The organism is Streptomyces sp. NPDC001700 (assembly GCF_053596435.1).
In genome coordinates this window covers 224282-243605 of sequence record NZ_JBSFGE010000014.1, presented here as the reverse complement: position 1 = coordinate 243605, position 19324 = coordinate 224282, and the positions used below count along the sequence as shown (strand labels likewise).

Here is a 19324-nt window from a genome sequence, read left to right as displayed (position 1 = left end):
GGATCCGCGTAGACGGCTACGCTCGCGATCCCGGCATCCCGGCAGGCACGGGCAACACGGACAGCGATCTCGCCACGATTGGCGATGAGCACCTTCTGCATGCTCTCTCTTCCCTCTTCAGAAGTTGCCGTCCGGCACGGACGGTCAGGTAGCTACCCCAGGGCCCGCTTGAGGAAATCCAGTACCACGCTCGCGTAGCCTTCGGGATCGCTCTGCAGCCCGAGCAGATGCTCGGCTCCCGGGAGGACGTGCGTCTCGGCCTGGGCATAGCGCTCGGCCAGCGCGTCCACCGAGGAGGGCGGCACGATCGCATCGTGCTCGCCCGACATGAACAGGAGTGGGATCTTGGCGAACTTGCCGGTCGCGGGCGGTGGCCATTGGGCACGCAGCATGGCCGGGCCCAGGGCGCACAGGGCCCGGGTCACCACGGAACGGGACGGTTCGCCGCTCAGCACCGGGGGCATCGGCAGCGCCTCCGACTCCAGGTACTTGCGCAGCAGCGGCGCGACGTCGTGCCCCGGGCCGCTGTCGCACACGAGCGCGTCGAACTCGAACCCGTCGTGGGTCAGCGCCCACATGGCCGAGAAGCAGGAGAAGGAGAAGCCGTAGACGGCGATGCGCGCCGTGGCGTACCCCTGCTTGCCGCGCAGCCAGGACACCACCGAGGTGACATCGCTCGCGAACCGGTCACCGAGCCCGAACAGCGCCCGGTCGTCGCTGCTGGCCCCGTGGTTGCGGTGGTCGAACAGACAGACCGTGTACCCGGCGTCGTGCAGGAACTTGGCGTGCCCGAGGCTGTGGTCCTTGCCCGCCCCCATGCTGTGGCCGAGCACCACCACCTTCTCGGTGGAGCCGGGGCAGAGCCAGGCGTGCACCCGCTTCCGGCGGCCGAGCGGGATCTCCAGGTCGGTGCAGGGCAGCCCGTGGTCCCGGGGGTGGTCCCGCTGCGTGCGGTTCCGGGGATGGAAGGCGAGATACGCCAGCGACGCCCCGTACAGCGGGGCTATCGGCAGTGCCGCGACCGAGAGGGCGCGGGACCCCAGCGAGGGTGGCCGCACCGGCGTCCGGGGTGGCTCGGGCATCGGCGTCCTCCAGGAGGGGGTGGAGTGTCCGTCGGCGGTCAGGGCGGTCTCGTCTCGGTCGGTGCCGTGCGGTGGGGCAGCGGGGCGGGTGCGTAAGGATGCCGTAAGGATGACGGCTACCAGGGGGTACGGGCGGTCACCCGCACCCTCCGGCGTGGCCCTGGTCACCGGAGCGCGCGGCCACGAAGTCCGCGTCGGCCGGTGGTGCGGGAGCAGAGGGGGCGGGGGGAGTCGGCGCGGCGCGGGAGCGGACCGCCTCGGCGAACGCCGGGAGCCGGTCCACGCCCCAGTACTTGTCGTAGCCGAGCAGGAAGAACGGCACGCCGAACGCCCCGTCCCGGCTGAGGTTCAGCAGCGCCTGGAGCCCGCGCCCGGCGCGCAGTTCCGGGTCGTCGGCGGCGCGCGCCATCTGGTCGGCCACCGCTTCCGGAAGGCCCAGGTCCGCGACGATGTCCGCGATGACCGCGCGGTCGCAGATGTCCCGGCCCTCCTGCCAGCGGGCCCGGTAGACCCGCTCGATGTACGCCGGGCCGCAGCCCGCGTCCAGCGCGGGAAAATACGCCAGATGCGGTACTTCCCAGACCGGGTCCCGGTCCACCGGCCAGGTGACGGCGAGACCTCGGTCGGTGGTCAGGCGGCGCACGTCCTGGAGGATGTAGAGGTGTTTGTCGCGTGACATCGCCGTGTACGGAAAGGACCGCTGGTGTTCGGCCATGCGGCGCTCGCCGTCCGCGTCCGGCTCCCACCAGGGGTGCCATTCCATCACCTGTGCGACATCCGGAAAGCGGTCCATCAGATCACGGTAGGCGATCCAGCTGTACGGGCTGCGGAAATTGAAATAGAACCGCGGCACCCTACTGCGCCTGGCCGTCATGTTCGTCCCCCTTCACCGGGACCGTTCGGATCGCTCCGCCCACCGCCCGCTCACTCACTCGCTCAGATCACAATGCCACCGTCGACCTGGAACACCGCTCCGGTCACATACTCCGCCCCGACCAGGTACGCGACCATGTCGGCGACCTCCTCCGGGCGTCCGAAGCGGCGCAGCGGGATGCTCGCTTCCGCTTCCTTGCGCACACTCTCGGACAGCGCCGCCGTCATATCCGTCTCCACGAAGCCCGGCGCGACCACATTGGCCCGGATGCCGTACCGTCCGACCTCCTTGGCGAGCGATTTGGTGAAGCCGATGATCCCGGCCTTGGAGGCCGCGTAATTCGACTGTGCCGCATGGCCGTGTACGCCCGCTACCGAGGAGATGTTGATGATGCATCCGGACTTGCGTTTCATCATGCCGAATACCACCGAACGGCATATGTGGTACGTGCCGTCCAGGTTGACTTCCATGACGCCCCGCCATTCCTCGTCCTTCATCAACAGCAGCGGATTGTCCCGCGCGATGCCCGCGGACACCACTGCCACGTCGATGGGGCCGAGCCGGTTCTCGGTGAACGCCACCAGCTCGCGCACCGCGTCCGCGTCCCGTACGTCCGTCTGCCGCCCGACGACGAGACCGCCGCCCCGCCCGGCGGCCTCCTCCTCCAGGGCGCGGGCCGCGTCGGGGCTGGACTGATGGCAGAACGCCACGTCGAAACCGTCCCGGGCCAGCCGCAGCACGGTCGCGCGGCCGATGCCACGGGAGCCGCCGGAGACGAGGGCCACCTTGCTCTGCGCGTCGGACATGGTGTTACGTCACCTCTCCTGCCGGGGCGTTGAGTTCCGCCGCCGGACGCATCGTCATCACGAGCCGCCCGACGGTGAGCACGGTCGCGCCCCCGACCAGGCTCTCCCCCTCGAACATGTACGTCTCCCCGACCTGGCGGGCCAGCCGGACGTGGTGTTCGACCACATCGCCGGGGAGGACCGGGCGGTGGTATTCGGCGTCGGTGACCCCGCCGAGCAGCATCGCCATGCCCTCCAGGACGTCCGGATTGGGGTTCTCCCAGGCCACCAGCACCCCCGCCACATGGCACCAGGATTCGAGGAGCACCGTCCAGGGGTAGTGGTAGGCCTCGGCGGGAGCGTCGTCCGGGACGGCCTCGTACCAGGGTTCGTTGCAGGTGACGGCCTTGAGTCCACAGGCGCGCTCGCCGGGGACCAGTTCGGTGACCCGGTCGATCAGCAGCATGGGGTAGCGGTGCGGCAGCACCCGCTTGATCTCGTCCACGGTGATCATCCGATGGCCTCCTTCGCGGCGCGGGCCGTGAAGCGCAGCCGGACGCGGGCGGCGAGCCCGCGCTCGGTGGTGGCCTCGGCCCGGCAGCGCCAGCCGCCCGCCCCCGCGTCTCCCCGCTCGTCCCGCTCGTCCCGTAACCAGGTGAACTCGCAGCTCAGGGTGGAGCCGGGGAAGACCGGGCCGAGGAAGCGGGCGGACTCGACCGCCGCCAGGACGCCCCCGGGCTCCGGCAGCGTGGCGAGGGCGCCGCGCTGGACGTACTCGACGACACACACCCCGGGGAAGATCGGGAAGCCGGGGAAGTGACCGGCGAACACCTTCTCCGTTCCGGCGATCACGACCGCGCACCGGGCGGGCCGCTCCCCCGGCACCCCGGGGTCGACCACCTCCAGGGTGCCGTCGACCGGTCCGCACGCGGTCGCCGTCACCTCACTTCTCCAGCTTCGCGGCGAGCAGGTCGTACACCTTCCGGAGCGTGGTGATGCTCTTCATCTCCTTCTCCTCCAGCTTCACCGCGTACTTCTTCTCCAGCTCGACCATGACCTCCAGGGCCATGAGCGAGTCGACGCCGAGGTCCTTGACGAAGTCGGCCTCGTCGGTCACCTCCTCCTCTTCCACATCGAGGACTTCCGCGACGAAGGTGCGCAGTTCGTCGAGGTCCAGCGCGGCGGTGGCGTCGGCCATCGGGGGTTCCTTCCGCTCTCGGGTCGGGGGTCTTCAGGGGGTCGTACGTGCGGTGAGCGCGGCGGGCGACTCGACCGGGACGGTCGCCGCGCCCTTCGCGATCCGGCGGATCATTCCGGTCAGCTGGCGGCCGGGGCCCAGCTCCACGAACCGGGCGCAGCCCAGCTCGTCCGCGAGGGTCCGTACGCACTCCTCCCAGCGCACCGGGCTGGTGAGCTGGGCGAGTTCGCGGTCCCGCCACCGCTCGCCGCCCCGGTGGGGGCGCGCGTCCACATTGGCCACGACGGGGGTGTGCGCGGGCGCGAACTCCACGGCGGCCAGCGCCGCGCTCAGCTCTTCCGCCGCATCGGCCATGAGCGGGCTGTGGAACGCGCCGCCGACCGCGAGCCGGATCACCTTGCCCCCGCCCTCCGGGGCCAGCGCGGCGAACCGGTCGACGCCCTCGGCGGTGCCGGAGACGACGAGATTGCCGGGGGCGTTGACGTTGGCGAGCCACACCTCCGGCCCCTCCACCCGCACCCGGCCGGTCAGCGCGTCCACGGCCTCGGCGTCCAGCCGGACGACGGCCGCCATGGTGCCGGGCGAACGGTCGGCGCACCGGCGCATGGCGCGGCCACGGGCGGCGACCAGCCGGGCCGCGTCGGCGAGCGGCAGCGCCCCGGCCGCGTACAGGGCGGTGTACTCGCCGAGGCTGTGACCGGCGCACGCGGCCACCTCGCCCAGCAGCCCGGCGGCGGCCGCCTCATGATGGACGATCACCTGATACCCGAAGACGGCGAGCTGGGCCAGGTCGGTGCGGCGCAGCGTGTCGTCGTCGGCCGTCAGCAGCAGCTCCCCGACGTCGACGCCGGTGTGCTCGGAGATCTCGTCCGCCAGCGGCCAGGACGCCGTGTCCCGCCACGCCCCGCCCATGCCCGTCTTCTGGGCGCCCTGTCCGGGGAAGACCAGCGCGGTGCGTACCCCGTCGCTCGTGCTCATCGGCCCTTCACCTGGTCCGCAGCAGGGCCGCGCCGACCACGCCGTCCCGGTCGACCGTGGTGATCAGGGCGGGGCTGCCGGGGGCGATCTCGCCGCGCTCGGCGAGCGCGAGGACGGCCGCGATCTGGAAGGCCGCCGAGGCGGCGCAGGTGTCGCCGATCGCGTCGGCCGTCGCCACCCGCAGCGGCTGATGGCCGCCGAGGACATCGGCGAGCGCGGCGCGCTCGGCCTCGCCCTCGGCGCCGGGCGCCTGGGAGTCGGCGAGGACCGCCACCTCGCCGGGCGCGATGCCCGTACGGTCCAGCAGCCGCTTCACCGCGTCGGCCAGCGCCGTACGGGCCGCCGCCGGGTTCGCGGCGAAGCCGAACTCCACGCCCTCGACGTCGGCGAGCCCGCCACGGCCGTGCTCGCGGGCCTCGTCGGCGGTCTCCAGCAGCCAGACCGCGGCGCCCTCGCCGAGCACCGCGCTCGCGTCGTCGTCGGCGCGGGTGTGCCACTCCAGCCAGGCGCGGGCCGAGGTGAACTCCTCGACCGCCCCGCACAGCACGGTGCGGGCGCGCCCCGCGCGCTGGAGCCGCAGCGCGTACCGCAGGGTGAGCAGCCCGGCGGCGCGGCCGCCCGCGAGGGTGGCGTTGGGGCCCTTGAGGCCGTGCCAGATGGCGGACTGGCCCGCCGCGCAGTTCATCACCGTGTTGGGGAACCGGGCCGGGTCCACGAAGAAGGGCTTGGCGCTGACGAGCGAGTCACGGGTGAAGTCCATGATGGACTGGGCGCTTCCGGTGCTGGTGCCGAGCGCCAGACCGGTGTGCTCGCCGACGCCCGGCAGCCGCTCGGCCCCCTCCTGCTCGCTGGAGAGCAGCTGGCGGATCGCGGTGACGGCGAGGCCGGTGACCCGGTCCATGGAGCGGGTGTTCTTGCGGCCGAGGATCTCCCGGATGTGGAAGTCCGGGACGAGGCAGGCCGTACGGAACGGAACCGACCACTCCTCGGGGTCCAGCGGCTTCCCGGTGCCATGGCCGGACCGCAGCCCGCCGCTGAAGTCCGCGGCCCGCAGCCCCAGGGGCGATACGGCGGTCCACGCGGAGATGACCGGGCGGACCGCGGCGGGGGCGTTGACCATCGGTACTCCTTCGGTAAGGGCGGTAGCGGCCCGGGGGCCGGACGGGGTGCTCACAGGAACCACACCTGTTCGTAGGAGGGCCATCGCGCGGCGAGCCCGTGCGCGTCGATCATCTGGACGCCGGGCAGCAGCCGGTCGGCGGCGGTGCGCCCCAGCGCGGCCAGGTCGGGCCGCTCGACCAGTACGGTCACCCCGGCGTCGAGCACCTTCGTCACGGACGCGCGCGGATCGGGCAGCGTGTCGAGGGTGCGCCCGCCGAGCCGCAGCGGCGGCTGCGGGGCGGCGCGCAGGGCGTAGCCGACGGCGGGGCCGCGCAGCGCCAGATCGCAGCCGCCGCCGCTCTGCCGGTGCAGATCGGGGACGACGTAGAGGGCGTCCGCGAACTGGGTCTCGACCGAGCCTCGGTACGCCTTCTCCATGATCAGCAGCCAGCGCGCGTGATCTTGCATCGTTCAGCACACCCCCATGACCAGGGCCTTGTCCGCCGCCTTGACGTGTTCGGCGAACAGGAACGGGGACCGCTTGCTGACCTGGGGGATCTGCTCGGCCGCGCCCCGGTCGTCGGCGCAGAAGCGGCAGACGTACCAGTAGAGCCGGTCGGGGTGGTCGGCGAGCAGATCGCGGACGATCAGCGCGGTGGACGGGTGGCGGCGCTCCAGGTCGGTGAGGTCGCGCGGTTTGGTGTCGCCGAGGGCCGCGCTGGTCAGCCCGGTAGCGTCGCCGCAGGTCCAGATCTGCACCCGGGCCCCCCGGTCGAGCAGCGCGGTGGCCAGCCGCAGCGCCGAGGTGACCAGATCGCTCTGGTGGGGCGCGCCGAAGAGGTTGAGCAGCACATCGGTGGCGGGGATCGGCCGGGCCATCAGTGCCACACCGCCCGCACCTGGGGTTCCAGCAGTTTGGCGGCCACGTCGTCCATCTCCACCATGCGGACGTCGGCGGCGAGATCGGCGGCGGGCAGGGCGCGCTGGGCGGCCGAGAAGGTGTCCACCCACACCTCGCCGCCGTCGCGCAGAAGGGTCACGATGCCGGGCGCGGCGCCGGGGAGGGCGGCGGTGACCCCGTTCTCGACGAGGAACAGCACCACCCGGTGGCCGTCCCCGGCCAGCCGTGCCGCGTCGCCGACGAAGCGCTCGCAGGCGGGGCCGGTCTGCGGGCCGCCGCTCTCGATCAGCAGATGGTCCGTCATGTCAGCAGCTCACCGCCGTCCACGCCGATCACATTGCCGGTGATCCAGGAGGAGTCGGTGCGGGACAGCAGGGACACGGCCTCGGCGACGTCCTCGGGGCGGGTGAGCCGCCCGTGCGGGTTGAGGTCCCGGGCGTACGCGGCGAGCCGTTCGCTGTCGGGGATGCGCTCCATGGACGGGGTCGGGGTGACCCCGGCGCGCAGCGCGTTGACGGCGATGCCCGAGGGGGCGAGTTCCAGGGCGAGTTGGCGTACGTGGGACTCCAGCGCGGACTTGGCGGCGGAGACGGCGCCGTAGTGCGGCATGACGCGGGTGGATCCGGCGGAGGTCATCGCGTACACCTTGGCGCCCTGGCGCAGCAGGCCCGCGGTGAACAGGTCCTGGGTCCAGTAGACGAGGGAGTGCGCCATCACGTCGAGCGTCATGTTCATCTGGCGCGAGGTGAGGCTGCCTTCGCCGTCCGGGGTGACGTACGGCAGCAGGGTGCCGAACGCGAGGGAGTGGACCAGGACGCGGATGCCCTTGCCGCCGGTCAGCTCCGCGATGTGGGGCAGCAGTTCCTCGCGGGTGCGGGCGGAGGCGGCGTTGGCGTTGAAGAAGTGCGCCTCGACGCCGTATCCCCGCATCTCCTCCTGGGCGACGGCCGCCTTCTCCTGTCCCTCGGCGGTGTCGAAGTGGACGCCCAGGACGCCGACGCCCGCGCGGGCCATCTCGTGCGCGATGGCCAGGCCCATGCCGCTGGAGGCGCCCAGCACCAGGCACCAGGATCCTTCGAGTGAGGTGATCATCGGCCGCTCGCCCTCCGTGGTCCGCGTCGTTCGCGTCGTCCGGTCATCGGCTGCTCGCTTCCGCTCCGCCGGACCCGCCCGGGGTGACCAGGCAGACGGCGGTGTTTCCCTCGGCCGCCGCGGTGACGACGGCGTGTGGGTGGTCGGGGGTCTGTTTCAGGACGGCGGCGATACGGGCCATCGGCGCCAGGCAGCCCGCGCCCGCCGGGACGCGTTCGGACTCCTTGAGCGCGGCCGCGACCGCCTCGCCCACCGGGGAGCCGTCCAGGACGGCGGTGACCGTCAGCGGGGCGTCGGGCCGGTGGCCGAGGGCGGTGAGCGCGTCCCGCAGCGCCGCCGCGGCCTCCCCGGGCCCGTCGGCCGAGGCGGCGAGGGCGGGCGGCAGGAAGAACGTACGGACACCGACGCGGCCGTACGAGCGTCCGCCGCGCTCCGCGACGGCCGCCGCGGGCTCCAGCAGCAGCGCGACGGCACCGGCCTCCGAGGTGTCCGCCCCCGGCTCGCCCTCCGGCAGCGTCTCCTCGGTCGCCCCGGCGAGCAGCCGGGAGGCGCGTCCGGCGGCGAGCGCGCGGGCGCCGGTCCGCAGCGCCTCCAGACCCGCGACGCGGGGGCTGGTGAGGGTGAGGTTGAACCCCTTGAGGTCGTGTTCGGTGGCCAGTCGGCTGCCGAAGAGGTTGATGGAGAAGTAGGGCGCGGTGGCCGGGCTCAGCTCCCCGGTGCCCGCGCCGACGACCGTACGGTCCATCGCGTGGTGCAGGGAGACGGCCGCGCTGTTGGTGCCCACGGCGGCGGCGCGGCGCTCCGGTTCGGCCGCCGTCAGGGCGTCCTCGCCCGCGTCGGCGAGGGCGCGCTTGGCGGCCGCCAGGACGTACTGGGAGGCGCTGGGCAGGTACTTGTAGCCTCGGCGGCCCAGCTCCGTACGGAAGTCGAAGCCGTCCGCGCTCACTTCGCCCACGCCCGTGACCATGAGATCGATCGGCAGGTCCATCGGCCGGTCCATCAGGGGGCCTCCGCGAAGACGAGGGAGATGTTGTTGCCACCGAACGCGTAGGCGTTGACCATCCCGTAGCCACCGGTCAGCGCGGTGGGACCGGACGGCAGCAGCACCGCGCACTCCGGATCGGGCGTCCCGATGGGCACGTTCGGCGGCAGGGTGCGGCGGTCCAGCATCAGGGCGGCGGACAGCGCGGCGAACGCGCCCGCCGCGCCGCCGGTGTGGCCGATGAGCGCCTTCAGACTGTAGAGCGGAGTGTGCGGGACCACCGTGGCCAGCACCCGGCTCTCCACCACGTCGTTGAGGTCGGTGCCGGTACCGTGCGGCACCACGAAGCCCACTTCCCCCTCCCCCGCCTCGCGCAGCGCCTCCCGCATCGCGCGCTCGATCTGCCCGCCGCCGGGCTCGGGCGCGGTCGCGTGGTGCGCGTCGCAGCTCCAGCCGGTGCCCGCGAGGCGCGCGTAGGCGCGCTCGGCGCCCCGCGCGCGGGCGTGCGCGCCGGACTCCAGGACCAGGACGGCGGCGCCCTCGCCGAAGACCGTGCCGCGCCGGTCGGCGGAGAACGGGCGGCAGCGCTCGGGGTCGATGGCGCCCAGCCGGTTGAAGCAGGCGAGCGCCACCCGGGAGTACGCCTCGGCGCCGCCCGCGAACACCACGTCCGCCTCGCCCGAGCGGATCAGGTCGGCGGCGACGGACAGCGCGTAACCGCTGGCGGAACAGGCGTTGCTGACACAGGTGTTGGGCCCGCGCGCGCCCAGCCGTCCGCCGACCACCGAGGCGACCGGGAAGACGGGCGCCCAGCGGTCGGAGTCCGGGCCCTTCCCCTGCCACCACGCCTCGTGCAGCTCCGTATCGCCCATGCCGCTGCTGATCGCGACGGCCACCCGGCGCGGATCGACGCCGCCCGGCTCCGCGAACCCCGCGCCGAGCCCGGCGTCCTCGGCCGCCTGCCGGGCCGCCTCGACCGCGAACCGCGAACCGCGCCCCAGCGGCAGCCCCTCCCACTCCACGGGCCCGTCCGGCACCTCGGCCTCGGGCACCAAATACATCCGCGGATGGTCCATATGGGCGAGCGGATCGGGCACCCGGGACGGGGCGGTGCGCGCGGCGTGCATCCCGCGCCAGAAGGCGTCGACGCCCGTGCCCAGCGGGGACAGCGCCCCCACTCCGGTGACCAGTACGTCGTCCATCAGGTGCCGCTCGCCTTTCCGGCCAGCGCGTCCAGCACCCGCTGGTCGAAGGGGACCAGATGCCAGTCGCGGCGGTTCTCGATCAGCGCGTAGCCGTGCACGATGCCGCCGGTGGCGGTGCGGGTGAGCGCGCCGTCGCGGACCGCGTAGCAGTCCATGCGGGCGGTGTAGGTGAGGTCCTTGAAGATCTCCTCCACCGTGTAGACGGTGTAGAGGTCCTCTTCCATCAGCGCCTCGTCGGTGATCCGTATCCAGGAGCGCGGCACGACCGGTATCCACCGGCGGTCGTCCAGCAGCGTCTTGATGGAGATGCCACGGGACTTCACGAAGCGGTCCTTGGCCTCCTCCATCAGCCGCAGATAGCCCGACATCTGCAGCCGCTCGGTGAAGTGGCAGTAGGGGTAGGTGATGTTCCACTTCCAGGCGTGGGCGTTACGGCCCTCCGTGAGCGCGGCCAGGACGGCCCGCTCGTCGCCCTCCGGTACGGCCGGGCTCGGCTCGGCGGGCGCGTCCTCGCCCAGCCGGTCCACCGTGAAGCGGCCGAACTCACCGGGCGGTTCGGCGGGGCCGCCCGCCAGAGGCTCCGCCAGGTACGTATCGGCGCGCAGCGAGACATGGACCTTCGCGGTGACGGCCTTGAGGACGGAGCCGTCGCGGACGACCCGGAGGGTCACCCGGAAGGCGAGCACCGTATCGCCGTCGGAGGTGTACGGCACCACCTCGGCCTCGGCCTCGTCGTCCATGTGGAAGGCGTGCAGGATGCGGCTGCCCAGCGCCACGATGTCCAGCCCGAGGCCATGCTCCTCGTACAGCCGCCGGGCGGGCACTCCGCAGCGCGCGAAGTGGACCAGCACCGCCTCCTCGATGAGGTAGTTGACGTGCTTGAAGCCGATCCACGTGCAGATGTTGGAGCCCTCGTACCGCGGACGCAGCCGCACCGTGGTGGTGTCGGCCAGCAGGGCCTTCGTCGACATCGGCGGGGCGGCGGCTCTCATCAGGTGCACTCCATGGCTGACTGCGTTGACTGCGCTGGCTGGGCTGACTGCGCTGACCTTGCGGAAACCTCTGGAAGGGGCTCGTCCGGCCCGCGCAGCAGCAGCCCGGCCACGGCGTCGGCCGTGTCGTCGCCGCTGGTGATCAGCGCCTCGCCGGTCCCGGCGCCGAGCCCGGCCGCGCCGAGCCAGCCGAGCGCGGCGGCGCACTGGAGGACGCCGAGGGCGCCGGAGGCGCGGCCGACGGTGGTCGTGACGTCGTATCGCGGCACTGACGGGGCTACGGGAGCGGCGGTGTCCAGCTCCTCGTAGCGCTCCGGGGTGAACCAGACGCCCGGCCCGGCGCCGCCCTCCGGCAGCAGCGCCCGGACGCAGCCCGCGAGCCCCGCCCGGCGCTCGTACGGACCCAGGACGGCGGCGGCGCGCGCCCCGCGCTCCTCCGCCCAGCGCGCCCCCTCCACGACGAGGGCGGCCGCGCCGTCCAGCAGGTCGTCGGCGGGCCGGGCGAGCAGGTCCGCCACGACGGCGTTGTGGGTCTCGACGCCGACCACCAGGGCGCGGCGGACGCGGCCCGAGGCGACGAGCGTCGCCGCCCAGTGGACGGCGTCGAGCCCGGACGTCGGACCGTTGCACAGCATCAGGTTGGGGCCGCGCAGCCCGTGCCGGATCGCGACCCAGGAGGCGATCACATTGCTGGAGGCGTTGGGCAGGCTCATGGGGCTCAAGGAGCGGGCCGAGCCCTCGGCGATCGCGGCGGCGGTGAGGCACGCGGTGTCGAGGTTGCCCAGGTTGGAGCTGGCCACCACGCCGACGGTGTCGCCCGGCACGGTCAGCGCCTCCCCGTCGGCGCTGCCCGCACTGTCGGCGGGGACGAGGGCGGCGTCGCGTAACGCGTCGAGCGCGGCGCACAGCGCGAGTTGGGTCGCCCGGTCCTTGTAGCGGTGGCCACGGCGGCCGATGCGGGCGCCGGTGTCGAACGGTTCGGGGGCGCCCCCGGGGGCGCGCGCGCCCCGCAGCAGCGCGTCCGGGGTGTCCGCGCCGGGCAGGGCCAGGCCGACCCCGGAGACGACGGCGATGCCGGGAGCGGTGCCGGGGGCCCTCATGGCTCGGCCCTCTCCACTATGGCGACGGCGTTGACCCCGCCGAACCCGAACGCGTCGATCTGGGCGAACCGCAGCCCTGCCACATCGGCCGGGGACGGCTCCCGGACGAAGCGGAAGGCCGCCGCCTCGGGCAGCGGGTCGGTGAGGCCGAGGGTCGGCGGTATCCGGCCCGAGGTCAGCGACTTCAGCGCGACGATCAGGCTGACCAGGCCCGAACTGCCCGAGGTGTGACCGGTCATGGACTTGATCGCGGTCATCAGCGGCGTCGTCACCTCGGAGCCGAAGACCTCGGCGATGGCGGTCGCCTCCGCGCTGTCGTTGAGCTGCGTCCCGGTGCCGTGCAACAGCACCAGATCGATGTCGCCGGGGGTGACGCCCGCCCGCTGCTGAGCCTCGTGCACCGCCCGTACGATGCCCTGCGCGTCGGGCGCGGTGACATGGCGCGCGTCGCAGTTCATGCTCACGGCGCGGAGTCTGCCGAGCGCGCCGGAGCGCGCGCCGGACTCCTGCGCGTCCGGCTCCTCCCGGCGCAACACCACGGCGGCAGCCCCGTCACCCATCAGCACCCCGCGTCGCTCCCGGTCGAACGGCCGGACCCGGTCCGGCGGTTCGGCGTTCACCCGGTCCAGCAGCCCGTACATGGACTCGGTGAGGCTGTCGACACCGGCCACGACGACGGTGTCCTCGGCGCCGGTGGCCAGCAGGTCGCTGCCGAGCGCGAGGGCGTACAGCGAGGCCGAGCACGCCCCCGCGAAGGTGTGGGTGCGCACCGCGCCGAAACGTTCTCGCAGAGCGGTGCCGAAGTGCAGCCGCGCCGCGGTGTCGAACGCGGTGCCGTCGCGCCAGGCCAGCTCCGCCGAGCGCAGCTCGCGCAGCCCGGTGCCGACGAGGACCGGCACCCCGCTCAGGTCCTCGCCGAGCCCGGCCTGCCGCGCCGCCTCCCTGACGGCGCGCAGCAGCCAGTCGGTGGCCCGGCCGGGCACATCGGCGCCCGGGCCGCCCGGCCGGTCGTCGATCTCGTACGCGTGCCGCGCCCGGTAGCGGCCGGTGTCAAAACCGCGCAGTTCACCGAGTCCGCTGGTGCCCGCGCACAGCGCCGCGAAGACCTCGTCCACGCCTTCGCCCACGCTCACCACGGCGCCCGCGCCGGTCACCAGCTGACTCATGTTCAGTTCCAGTCCGTGCCGCGCTTGCCGAAGATCACGACGGCGTTGTTGCCGCCGAAGGCGAGCCCGTTGTTCTGTACGACCCTCAGCTCCGCGTCCACGGCGTGGTTCGGTACGACGTCGAGTCCGCACTCCGGGTCGGTCTCGACATGGTTGATGGTCGGCGGGATGAACCCCTCAGTGAGGGCCAGCGCGCAGGCGATGGAAGCGAGCGCCCCGGCGGCGCCCATCGAGTGGCCGATCATCGACTTGATGGACACGGTGCGCGGCGGGGCCGCGTCGCCGAAGACCTGGCGGATGGCGCGGGCCTCGGTGATGTCGTTGGCCCGGGTGCCGGTGCCGTGCGCGGAGATGAAGTCGACCTCCTCCGGCTTGATCCGGGCGTCGTCCAGGGCGAGCCGCATGCAGCGGGCCACGCTGTCCTGGTTGGGGGCGACGGGGTGGTCCGCGTCGCAGTTGAGGCCGTAGCCGAGGACTTCGGCGTAGATCCGGGCGCCGCGGGCCAGCGCCGACTCCAGGCTCTCCAGGACGAGGACGCCCGCGCCCTCGCCGGTGAGGATGCCCTTGCGGTCCTTGTCGAAGGGCTGGCAGCGCTCGGGCGCTATGGTGCCCAGCCGGTAGAAGCCGGTGAAGGTCTTGCGGCACAGCGCGTCGGCGCCGCCGCACAGGGCGATCTCCACATCGCCGCCGCGGATGGCGTCGTAGCCGTAGCCGATGGCGTAGTTTCCGGCCGCGCACGCCGTGGGGAGGGTGACCGCCTCCGTACGGCTCAGCGCGAACTCCTCGGCGATGACGGCCGAAAGCCGCCCCGCGGGCACCCGGCGGGCGACGGTGGGGTCCATCCGCTCGGGCCCGAGGTCGACCTCCGTCTCGACGAGCTGGTCCAGGTCGCCCGACTCGCCGTCGGTGGTGCCGATGGAGATCAGCGACGGGACGGCGCGCAGCGCGTCCTCCGCGATCCCGGAGTCGGCCACCGCCATGCGGGCCGCCGCGACCGAGAACTGACTCGCCCGGCCGAGGCCGCTTATGTCCAGATTGCGGATCCAGCGCCCGGGTTCGAAGTCCGGGACCTCGCATGCCATCGCATGCTCGAAACCCTCCGTATCGAACGCGGTGACCGGCCGTGCCGCGCTCTTCCCGGCGCGCAGTCCGGCGAGGAATTCCGCGGTGCCGACGCCGATACCGGACACCGCCCCGAGACCGGTGACGACGACCCTGCGACCCGACTCACCACGCATATCGCCCTGCCTTCCGAGGAGTTGGCCGAGGGTCCCGTCACCAGCCGGCCGCGTCGGAAACAACCTCGTAGACGCCCTCGAGGTTCACCATCCGGCCCAGCTCGGACTGGTCGATGACGACGTTGAACGTTTTCTCCAGCGCCGCGAGTATTTCAATGGCGCGCAGTGAATCCGCATCATGCTCTTCTTTAAAGAGGCTGGTCTCGGTGACCTCGTCCGGGTCGATCTCAAGGATATCCGTGACGATTTCCTTGATGGTTTCCCGACGCTCTTCGACGATGGCGGCCATTACCGCGCACCTCCACTTTCGGCATGGGCAAGCTTTCGGCATGGGCAAAGCGACGACTGCCGTTGACGCTATGCGCCGCTTGGGGGGCCGACAAGCCCCGAGTCCACTACCTGTCACACCGCCCGTGAACCCAACCGGACGACAACCACGGCTGTCATAAAGCTGCACCACGCAGCCGGTTACCGGAACGTCAGGATGCCCAATCTGCAGCAAGCTGCCACGACGATCCCCACAGACCTCTCAAATCAGCCGGAACCCGACTACCCGACTACCCGTCACAGGAGTCCACTAGTCGCGCTCCGCCTCCATGAGCCCCGCGCGCACGGCCCGCACCCCGGCCTGGAAGCGCGACTCCACGTTCAGGTCCCGCATGATGTCGGCCACGTAGCGCCGGTACGTACGCACCGAGAGCCCCAGCTTCCGGGCGGCCGCGTCGTCCTTGTAGCCCTCGGCCATCAGCGTCAGCACCTCGCGCAGCACCCGGCCGCGCGCGCCGCCCTCGAACGACAGCGGCCGCATCGGGCGCTGCGCGGTGTCCCACATCCCGCACAGCAGCCGGTGCAGCATCGCGGCCACCGTCGAGTTCTGGATCATCGACGCGCGGGAGCCGCCCGGGTCACCCGGGGAGCCCTCGGGCGCGATCACCGCCGCGCCGTCCACCGCCACCAGCTCCTGCCGCACGGAGCCACACACCCGCACCTCCAGCCGCGGCACCGTGCCGACCGTGCGCTGCCACACCACCGCGCGGATCACCCGCGGCGGGCACAGCATCCGGACGCGCACGCCCTTGCCCGACAGCTGTGCGAGCGTCTGCGCGACAAGCCGCGCATGATCCTCGCAGGTCACCTCCGGCAGGCTCCAGATCACGTCACGCTCCGCGCGCAGCACCAGCCGCGCCACCCATCCGGCCACGACCTCGCCATCCACCGGCAGCTCCGCCGCCGCCGAGGCGAGCGCGCCGCGGCGGTGGTGGTGCACGGCGGACTCGATCAGCTGTAACGCCTGGCCCAGGGCTTCTTCCAGGTTGTTCGACCTGGCTTCCGGCTCCATACGAACCGCTCTCCTCGTGCCCGTCTCGCCGTCAATACCGTCGATACCCTCAATAGGCGTACGGTCATTTGGTTGAATTCCAAAATGGCTCAAAGGACACCCCCCGTTCCCCAGTCGAGGCACAGTAACGAGCCATCTGCCGAAACGGCAAGGAACATCATGACTCAACGGGTCGTCAGCCGGGTAAATACCTTCGCCCTTGCGCGTGGGAAGAGCCATGGGCGGAGTCAAGGGGCTGCGCCCCGGCTCGGCAGATTGGTAACTTCCTCTTGAGCCAGCAAGCACCGAGCAAGCAAGCCTTGAGCCAGCAAGCCGTCCCTTGCCGTACGAGCGCGGACCCCCCACCCTCACGTGGTCCCCGAAAGGCGCCGCCCCCATGGCCGCACAGAACACCGCGATCACCGACACGGCACCGGAAGGCGCTTCGCAGTCGCCCACCGGCCGCCAATGGCTCGCGCTCGCGGTGCTGGTCTTCTCCCAACTCGCCGTATGGCTCGACAACACCGTCCTCAACGTCGCACTCAAGACACTGGCCGACCCGGACGAGGGGCTCGGCGCCAGCCCCAACCAGCTCCAGTGGAGCATCAGCTCCTACACCCTGGTCTTCGCGGTGCTGCTCTTCACCGGCGGCGTGCTCGCCGACCGCTACGGCCACCGCAATCTGCTGCTCACCGGCATGCTCGTGTTCGGCGGCGCCTCGGCCTGGGCCGCTTACGCGGGCTCGGCGACCGAACTCATCGTCGCGCGCGGGGTGATGGGCGTCGGCAGCGCCCTGATCATGCCCGCCACGCTCGCGCTGATCGCCCAGGTCTTCGACGAACGGCACCGCGCGACCGCCATCGCCATCTGGTCCGGCTCCAGCGGCATCGCGATCGCCACCGGGCCGATGCTCAGCGGGGCGCTGCTCGACCACTTCTGGTGGGGCTCGGTCTTCCTCGTCAACGTGCCGATCGTGGTGCTGTGCGTGGCCGGTTCGCTGCTGTTCCTGCCGGGGGCGGCCGCCAAGGTGCGGCAGAAGTTCGACCCGCTGGGTGTGGTGCTCTCCACGGTCGGCCTCTTCGCCATCGTCTGGGCCGTCATCGAGGGCGGCCACCGCAACGACTGGAACGATCCGGCCATCCTGGGCGCGTTCGCCGTCGGCGCGGTCCTCGTCCTGGTGTTCGTCCTGGTCGAACTGCGTGTCGCCAACCCCAGCTTCGACGTCCGGCTCTTCCGCAACAGCCGGTTCACGGGCGCCAGCGTGGCCGTGATGCTGACCTTCTTCGGCCTCAACGGCTCGATGTACTACACCAGCTTCTACCTCCAGGGCGTCCACGGGCAGACCCCGCTGGAGTGCGGTCTTTCCATCGCCCCCGTCGCCCTCGGTGTGCTCCTGGGCGCGCCGCTCTCGGCGAAGCTGGTGCGGGCGTACGGGGTGCGGCGCGTCGTCACCGTCGCCATGCTCATCGCCACGACCGGCTTCTTCGCGTACGTCTTCCTGGACGAGCACAGCGGCCTTGGTCTGTTCTGGGTCTTCCTGATCCTCCAGGGGCTCGGCATGGGCGCCGCCGTCGCCCCCACCACCGAGGCCATCATGGCCGTCCTGCCCGCCGACCGCACCGGCGCCGGGTCCGCCGTCAACAACGCGATGCGGCAGATCGGCGGCGTCCTCGGGGTCGCGGTCCTCGGCTCCATCCTGGCCGGTGCCTACCGCGGCGAGATCTCCCCCAAGCTGGGCGATCTGCCGCCGGGCGCCGCCGGTGCGGCCGAGGAGTCCCCCGAGGCCACCCGCCTGATCGCCGACAAGCTGCGGCTGCCACGGCTGTCCGACTTCGCCGACCAGGGCTTCGTCCACGCCATGCACGTCGCCGCCGTCGTCGGCGCGATCGCCGCGGTGGTGGGCGCGGCGATCATCTGGTGGACCTTCCGCCGGGCGACGTACGCCGAGGGCGCCAGCTGATCACCCCGCGTGATCTTTTTCCTTGCCTCCCCGGAGGTACGGGCATAGCCTCCCGCCACAACGTCCGTATTCCGGAAGGCTGTTCCCATGCGCACAGCGGTCATCACCGCGGCAGGCGAGGTCGAGTTACGACGGATACCCGTGCCCGACGTCGGGGACTCGGAAGTCCTGGTGCGCATCGCCGCGTGCGGCATCTGCACCATGGAGGCCAATCTGTACGCCGGGCGCATGGCCGTCTACCCGGCGGCCGCCGGACACGAGATCTCCGGGTGGGTCGAACGCGTCGGCGCCACCGCCGCCGGGCTGGAGGACATGCCCGCCGTCGGCTCCCTCGTCACCCTCGACGGCCTCCCCCGCTGCGGCGCCTGCCGCGCCTGCCGCCGCGGCCAGTCCGCCATCTGCGTCGCCCTCCAGGGCCGGGTCCGCGAAGCGGACGGCGCGATCGCCATGGGCGCCGGGCTCGCCGACCACATCGTGCTCCCCGCCTCCCGCGTCTGGTCGGTCGGCGACACCGACCCGGCGGTCGCCGCCATGGGCGAACCGCTGGCCTGCGTCGTCCACTCCCTGCGCCGCGGCGGCTTCCGCGCCGGTGACCGGGTGACGGTCATCGGCGCCGGATACATGGGCCATCTGCACCTGGCCGTCGCGCGCGAGCTGGGCGCGCGCGGGGTCGCGGTGGTGGAACGCGACGAGGAGCGCCGCGCGGCCGCCGAGTCGGCTGGCGCCGACGCGGCCGTGCACCCCTCGGACCTGGGCCAACTCCCCTCCGCCGACGTCGTCTTCGTCACCATCGCCAGCGCCGAGTGCATCGCCGCCGCGCTGGCCGCCGTGGCGGACGGCGGCACGATCGTCCTCTTCGGCGGCGCCCCGGACGGCCCCCCGGCCGCCCTCCCCGGCTACGAGGTCCACCGCCGCCAACTGACGGTGACGGGCTCCTTCAGCCACGAACCGTCCGACTGGCGCACAGCCGCCGAACTCCTCCGAACCGGCTCCCTGGCCCCCCGCCTGGCAAACCTGGTGACGGCCCGGTACGGCCTGGACGAGGTGGAAAAGGCCCTGCAGCAGGCGGCCGAGACCCCGGTCTACCGAGTAGTAGTCACCCCGTAGACGAGGGCCACCCCGCAGCCCCGGAGTTACGACCCACCCCGTACCACCGGGAACGCGGCCCCCGGCAAAGGCGGCCCCCCGCCCCCGGCGAACGGGGGCCACGCCCCCACCAAGCAGCCCGACCCCAGGAACACCCCCCGGCGCACCCCGCCAAAGGTGAGCCGCCGCCACACCCACCCGGCCAGAACAGGCCGTCGCCCCCGGCAAACGGGGGGGGACACTCCCCCGCCAACAGCCCGCAGCCC

General features: G+C 72.5%; 23 protein-coding genes. 2 read left to right on the top strand and 21 right to left on the bottom strand.

The genetic code is table 11. The features are described 5' to 3' along the window. The 21 genes from ACWC5C_RS26160 to ACWC5C_RS26060 form a co-directional block, all read right to left on the bottom strand. On the bottom strand, nucleotides 1–101 hold a 101-nt coding region (locus ACWC5C_RS26160; RefSeq protein WP_344316556.1), incomplete at its 3' end, for a biotin carboxylase N-terminal domain-containing protein. 51 nt (nucleotides 102–152) lie between these two features. Beyond that, complete coding sequence (locus ACWC5C_RS26155) at nucleotides 153–1082, bottom strand: alpha/beta hydrolase (RefSeq protein WP_450879089.1); 930 nt, start codon at nucleotides 1080–1082, stop codon at nucleotides 153–155. 136 nt (nucleotides 1083–1218) lie between these two features. Then, the gene (locus ACWC5C_RS26150; protein ID WP_450879087.1) at nucleotides 1219–1956 is read right to left on the bottom strand and encodes a DsbA family protein; all 738 of its coding nucleotides are present in this window, start codon (nucleotides 1954–1956) and stop codon (nucleotides 1219–1221) included. 62 nt (nucleotides 1957–2018) lie between these two features. After that, on the bottom strand, nucleotides 2019–2762 hold the full coding sequence (fabG, locus tag ACWC5C_RS26145) for a 3-oxoacyl-ACP reductase FabG (protein WP_385437123.1): 744 nt from the start codon (nucleotides 2760–2762) through the stop codon (nucleotides 2019–2021). 4 nt (nucleotides 2763–2766) lie between these two features. Beyond that, complete coding sequence (locus ACWC5C_RS26140) at nucleotides 2767–3255, bottom strand: 3-hydroxyacyl-ACP dehydratase FabZ family protein (RefSeq protein WP_450879085.1); 489 nt, start codon at nucleotides 3253–3255, stop codon at nucleotides 2767–2769. Further along, a complete protein-coding gene (locus ACWC5C_RS26135; protein WP_450879083.1) occupies nucleotides 3252–3683 on the bottom strand; it encodes a 3-hydroxyacyl-ACP dehydratase in 432 nt (143 codons plus the stop codon). Before ACWC5C_RS26135 ends, ACWC5C_RS26140 begins: the two co-directional genes overlap by 4 nt. A gap of 1 nt (nucleotide 3684) precedes the next feature. Then, the gene (locus ACWC5C_RS26130) at nucleotides 3685–3939 is read right to left on the bottom strand and encodes an acyl carrier protein (protein ID WP_450879081.1); all 255 of its coding nucleotides are present in this window, start codon (nucleotides 3937–3939) and stop codon (nucleotides 3685–3687) included. Nucleotides 3940–3972: 33 nt separating this feature from the next. Then, on the bottom strand, nucleotides 3973–4917 hold the full coding sequence (locus ACWC5C_RS26125) for an ACP S-malonyltransferase (RefSeq protein WP_450879079.1): 945 nt from the start codon (nucleotides 4915–4917) through the stop codon (nucleotides 3973–3975). 7 nt (nucleotides 4918–4924) lie between these two features. Further along, nucleotides 4925–6037: a beta-ketoacyl synthase N-terminal-like domain-containing protein gene (locus tag ACWC5C_RS26120; RefSeq protein WP_450879078.1), complete on the bottom strand. Its 1113-nt coding sequence runs from the start codon at nucleotides 6035–6037 to the stop codon at nucleotides 4925–4927. A gap of 50 nt (nucleotides 6038–6087) precedes the next feature. Further along, the gene (locus tag ACWC5C_RS26115) at nucleotides 6088–6486 is read right to left on the bottom strand and encodes a hypothetical protein (protein WP_450879076.1); all 399 of its coding nucleotides are present in this window, start codon (nucleotides 6484–6486) and stop codon (nucleotides 6088–6090) included. 3 nt (nucleotides 6487–6489) lie between these two features. After that, nucleotides 6490–6897, bottom strand: a complete 408-nt coding sequence (locus ACWC5C_RS26110; protein WP_385437143.1) for a hypothetical protein — start codon at nucleotides 6895–6897, stop codon at nucleotides 6490–6492. After that, nucleotides 6897–7223, bottom strand: coding sequence for a hypothetical protein (locus ACWC5C_RS26105; protein ID WP_385437114.1), 327 nt, complete (start codon nucleotides 7221–7223; stop codon nucleotides 6897–6899). The genes ACWC5C_RS26110 and ACWC5C_RS26105 overlap by 1 nt, the downstream gene beginning before the upstream one ends. Then, nucleotides 7220–8011 (bottom strand): SDR family oxidoreductase, encoded by a 792-nt coding sequence (locus ACWC5C_RS26100; RefSeq protein WP_450879074.1) that lies wholly within the window; start codon nucleotides 8009–8011, stop codon nucleotides 7220–7222. The genes ACWC5C_RS26105 and ACWC5C_RS26100 overlap by 4 nt, the downstream gene beginning before the upstream one ends. A 43-nt stretch (nucleotides 8012–8054) precedes the next feature. After that, complete coding sequence (locus tag ACWC5C_RS26095) at nucleotides 8055–9011, bottom strand: beta-ketoacyl synthase N-terminal-like domain-containing protein (RefSeq protein ID WP_450879072.1); 957 nt, start codon at nucleotides 9009–9011, stop codon at nucleotides 8055–8057. Next, nucleotides 9011–10195, bottom strand: coding sequence for a beta-ketoacyl-[acyl-carrier-protein] synthase family protein (locus ACWC5C_RS26090; RefSeq protein WP_450879070.1), 1185 nt, complete (start codon nucleotides 10193–10195; stop codon nucleotides 9011–9013). Before ACWC5C_RS26090 ends, ACWC5C_RS26095 begins: the two co-directional genes overlap by 1 nt. Further along, nucleotides 10195–11190, bottom strand: a complete 996-nt coding sequence (locus ACWC5C_RS26085; protein ID WP_450879068.1) for a hypothetical protein — start codon at nucleotides 11188–11190, stop codon at nucleotides 10195–10197. Before ACWC5C_RS26085 ends, ACWC5C_RS26090 begins: the two co-directional genes overlap by 1 nt. Then, a complete protein-coding gene (locus tag ACWC5C_RS26080) occupies nucleotides 11190–12290 on the bottom strand; it encodes a beta-ketoacyl synthase N-terminal-like domain-containing protein (protein ID WP_450879066.1) in 1101 nt (366 codons plus the stop codon). Before ACWC5C_RS26080 ends, ACWC5C_RS26085 begins: the two co-directional genes overlap by 1 nt. After that, entirely contained in the window at nucleotides 12287–13456 is a 1170-nt protein-coding gene (locus tag ACWC5C_RS26075; RefSeq protein WP_450879064.1) for a beta-ketoacyl synthase N-terminal-like domain-containing protein, read from the bottom strand. Before ACWC5C_RS26075 ends, ACWC5C_RS26080 begins: the two co-directional genes overlap by 4 nt. Before the next feature lie 2 nt (nucleotides 13457–13458). Then, nucleotides 13459–14694 carry a beta-ketoacyl-[acyl-carrier-protein] synthase family protein gene (locus ACWC5C_RS26070; RefSeq protein WP_450879062.1) on the bottom strand — a complete coding sequence of 412 codons (1236 nt, stop codon included), beginning with the start codon at nucleotides 14692–14694 and terminating at the stop codon, nucleotides 13459–13461. A 37-nt stretch (nucleotides 14695–14731) separates the two neighbouring features. Continuing rightward, nucleotides 14732–14983, bottom strand: a complete 252-nt coding sequence (locus ACWC5C_RS26065; RefSeq protein WP_385437103.1) for an acyl carrier protein — start codon at nucleotides 14981–14983, stop codon at nucleotides 14732–14734. A gap of 288 nt (nucleotides 14984–15271) precedes the next feature. After that, entirely contained in the window at nucleotides 15272–16033 is a 762-nt protein-coding gene (locus tag ACWC5C_RS26060) for a LuxR C-terminal-related transcriptional regulator (protein ID WP_450879060.1), read from the bottom strand. Nucleotides 16034–16409: 376 nt separating this feature from the next. Here ACWC5C_RS26060 and ACWC5C_RS26055 point away from each other — a divergent pair, with 376 nt between their 5' ends. Together ACWC5C_RS26055 and ACWC5C_RS26050 are read left to right on the top strand one after the other, a co-directional pair. After that, nucleotides 16410–17972, top strand: coding sequence for an MFS transporter (locus ACWC5C_RS26055; RefSeq protein ID WP_450879058.1), 1563 nt, complete (start codon nucleotides 16410–16412; stop codon nucleotides 17970–17972). A gap of 87 nt (nucleotides 17973–18059) precedes the next feature. Next, nucleotides 18060–19079, top strand: coding sequence for a zinc-dependent alcohol dehydrogenase (locus ACWC5C_RS26050; RefSeq protein ID WP_450879056.1), 1020 nt, complete (start codon nucleotides 18060–18062; stop codon nucleotides 19077–19079). Nucleotides 19080–19324: the final 245 nt, after the last annotated feature.

Coding starts and splice junctions, on each gene's coding strand:
- ACWC5C_RS26055 (WP_450879058.1), top strand. CDS start 16,410: ATGGCCGCACAGAACACCGCGATCACCGACACGGCACCGGAAGGCGCT.
- ACWC5C_RS26155 (WP_450879089.1), bottom strand. CDS start 1,082: ATGCCCGAGCCACCCCGGACGCCGGTGCGGCCACCCTCGCTGGGGTCC.
- ACWC5C_RS26115 (WP_450879076.1), bottom strand. CDS start 6,486: ATGCAAGATCACGCGCGCTGGCTGCTGATCATGGAGAAGGCGTACCGA.
- ACWC5C_RS26150 (WP_450879087.1), bottom strand. CDS start 1,956: ATGACGGCCAGGCGCAGTAGGGTGCCGCGGTTCTATTTCAATTTCCGC.
- ACWC5C_RS26100 (WP_450879074.1), bottom strand. CDS start 8,011: ATGATCACCTCACTCGAAGGATCCTGGTGCCTGGTGCTGGGCGCCTCC.
- ACWC5C_RS26050 (WP_450879056.1), top strand. CDS start 18,060: ATGCGCACAGCGGTCATCACCGCGGCAGGCGAGGTCGAGTTACGACGG.
- ACWC5C_RS26090 (WP_450879070.1), bottom strand. CDS start 10,195: ATGGACGACGTACTGGTCACCGGAGTGGGGGCGCTGTCCCCGCTGGGC.
- ACWC5C_RS26125 (WP_450879079.1), bottom strand. CDS start 4,917: ATGAGCACGAGCGACGGGGTACGCACCGCGCTGGTCTTCCCCGGACAG.
- ACWC5C_RS26105 (WP_385437114.1), bottom strand. CDS start 7,223: ATGACGGACCATCTGCTGATCGAGAGCGGCGGCCCGCAGACCGGCCCC.
- ACWC5C_RS26065 (WP_385437103.1), bottom strand. CDS start 14,983: ATGGCCGCCATCGTCGAAGAGCGTCGGGAAACCATCAAGGAAATCGTC.
- ACWC5C_RS26070 (WP_450879062.1), bottom strand. CDS start 14,694: ATGCGTGGTGAGTCGGGTCGCAGGGTCGTCGTCACCGGTCTCGGGGCG.
- ACWC5C_RS26120 (WP_450879078.1), bottom strand. CDS start 6,037: ATGGTCAACGCCCCCGCCGCGGTCCGCCCGGTCATCTCCGCGTGGACC.
- ACWC5C_RS26110 (WP_385437143.1), bottom strand. CDS start 6,897: ATGGCCCGGCCGATCCCCGCCACCGATGTGCTGCTCAACCTCTTCGGC.
- ACWC5C_RS26130 (WP_450879081.1), bottom strand. CDS start 3,939: ATGGCCGACGCCACCGCCGCGCTGGACCTCGACGAACTGCGCACCTTC.
- ACWC5C_RS26075 (WP_450879064.1), bottom strand. CDS start 13,456: ATGAGTCAGCTGGTGACCGGCGCGGGCGCCGTGGTGAGCGTGGGCGAA.
- ACWC5C_RS26080 (WP_450879066.1), bottom strand. CDS start 12,290: ATGAGGGCCCCCGGCACCGCTCCCGGCATCGCCGTCGTCTCCGGGGTC.
- ACWC5C_RS26060 (WP_450879060.1), bottom strand. CDS start 16,033: ATGGAGCCGGAAGCCAGGTCGAACAACCTGGAAGAAGCCCTGGGCCAG.
- ACWC5C_RS26095 (WP_450879072.1), bottom strand. CDS start 9,011: ATGGACCGGCCGATGGACCTGCCGATCGATCTCATGGTCACGGGCGTG.
- fabG (WP_385437123.1), bottom strand. CDS start 2,762: ATGTCCGACGCGCAGAGCAAGGTGGCCCTCGTCTCCGGCGGCTCCCGT.
- ACWC5C_RS26140 (WP_450879085.1), bottom strand. CDS start 3,255: ATGATCACCGTGGACGAGATCAAGCGGGTGCTGCCGCACCGCTACCCC.
- ACWC5C_RS26085 (WP_450879068.1), bottom strand. CDS start 11,190: ATGAGAGCCGCCGCCCCGCCGATGTCGACGAAGGCCCTGCTGGCCGAC.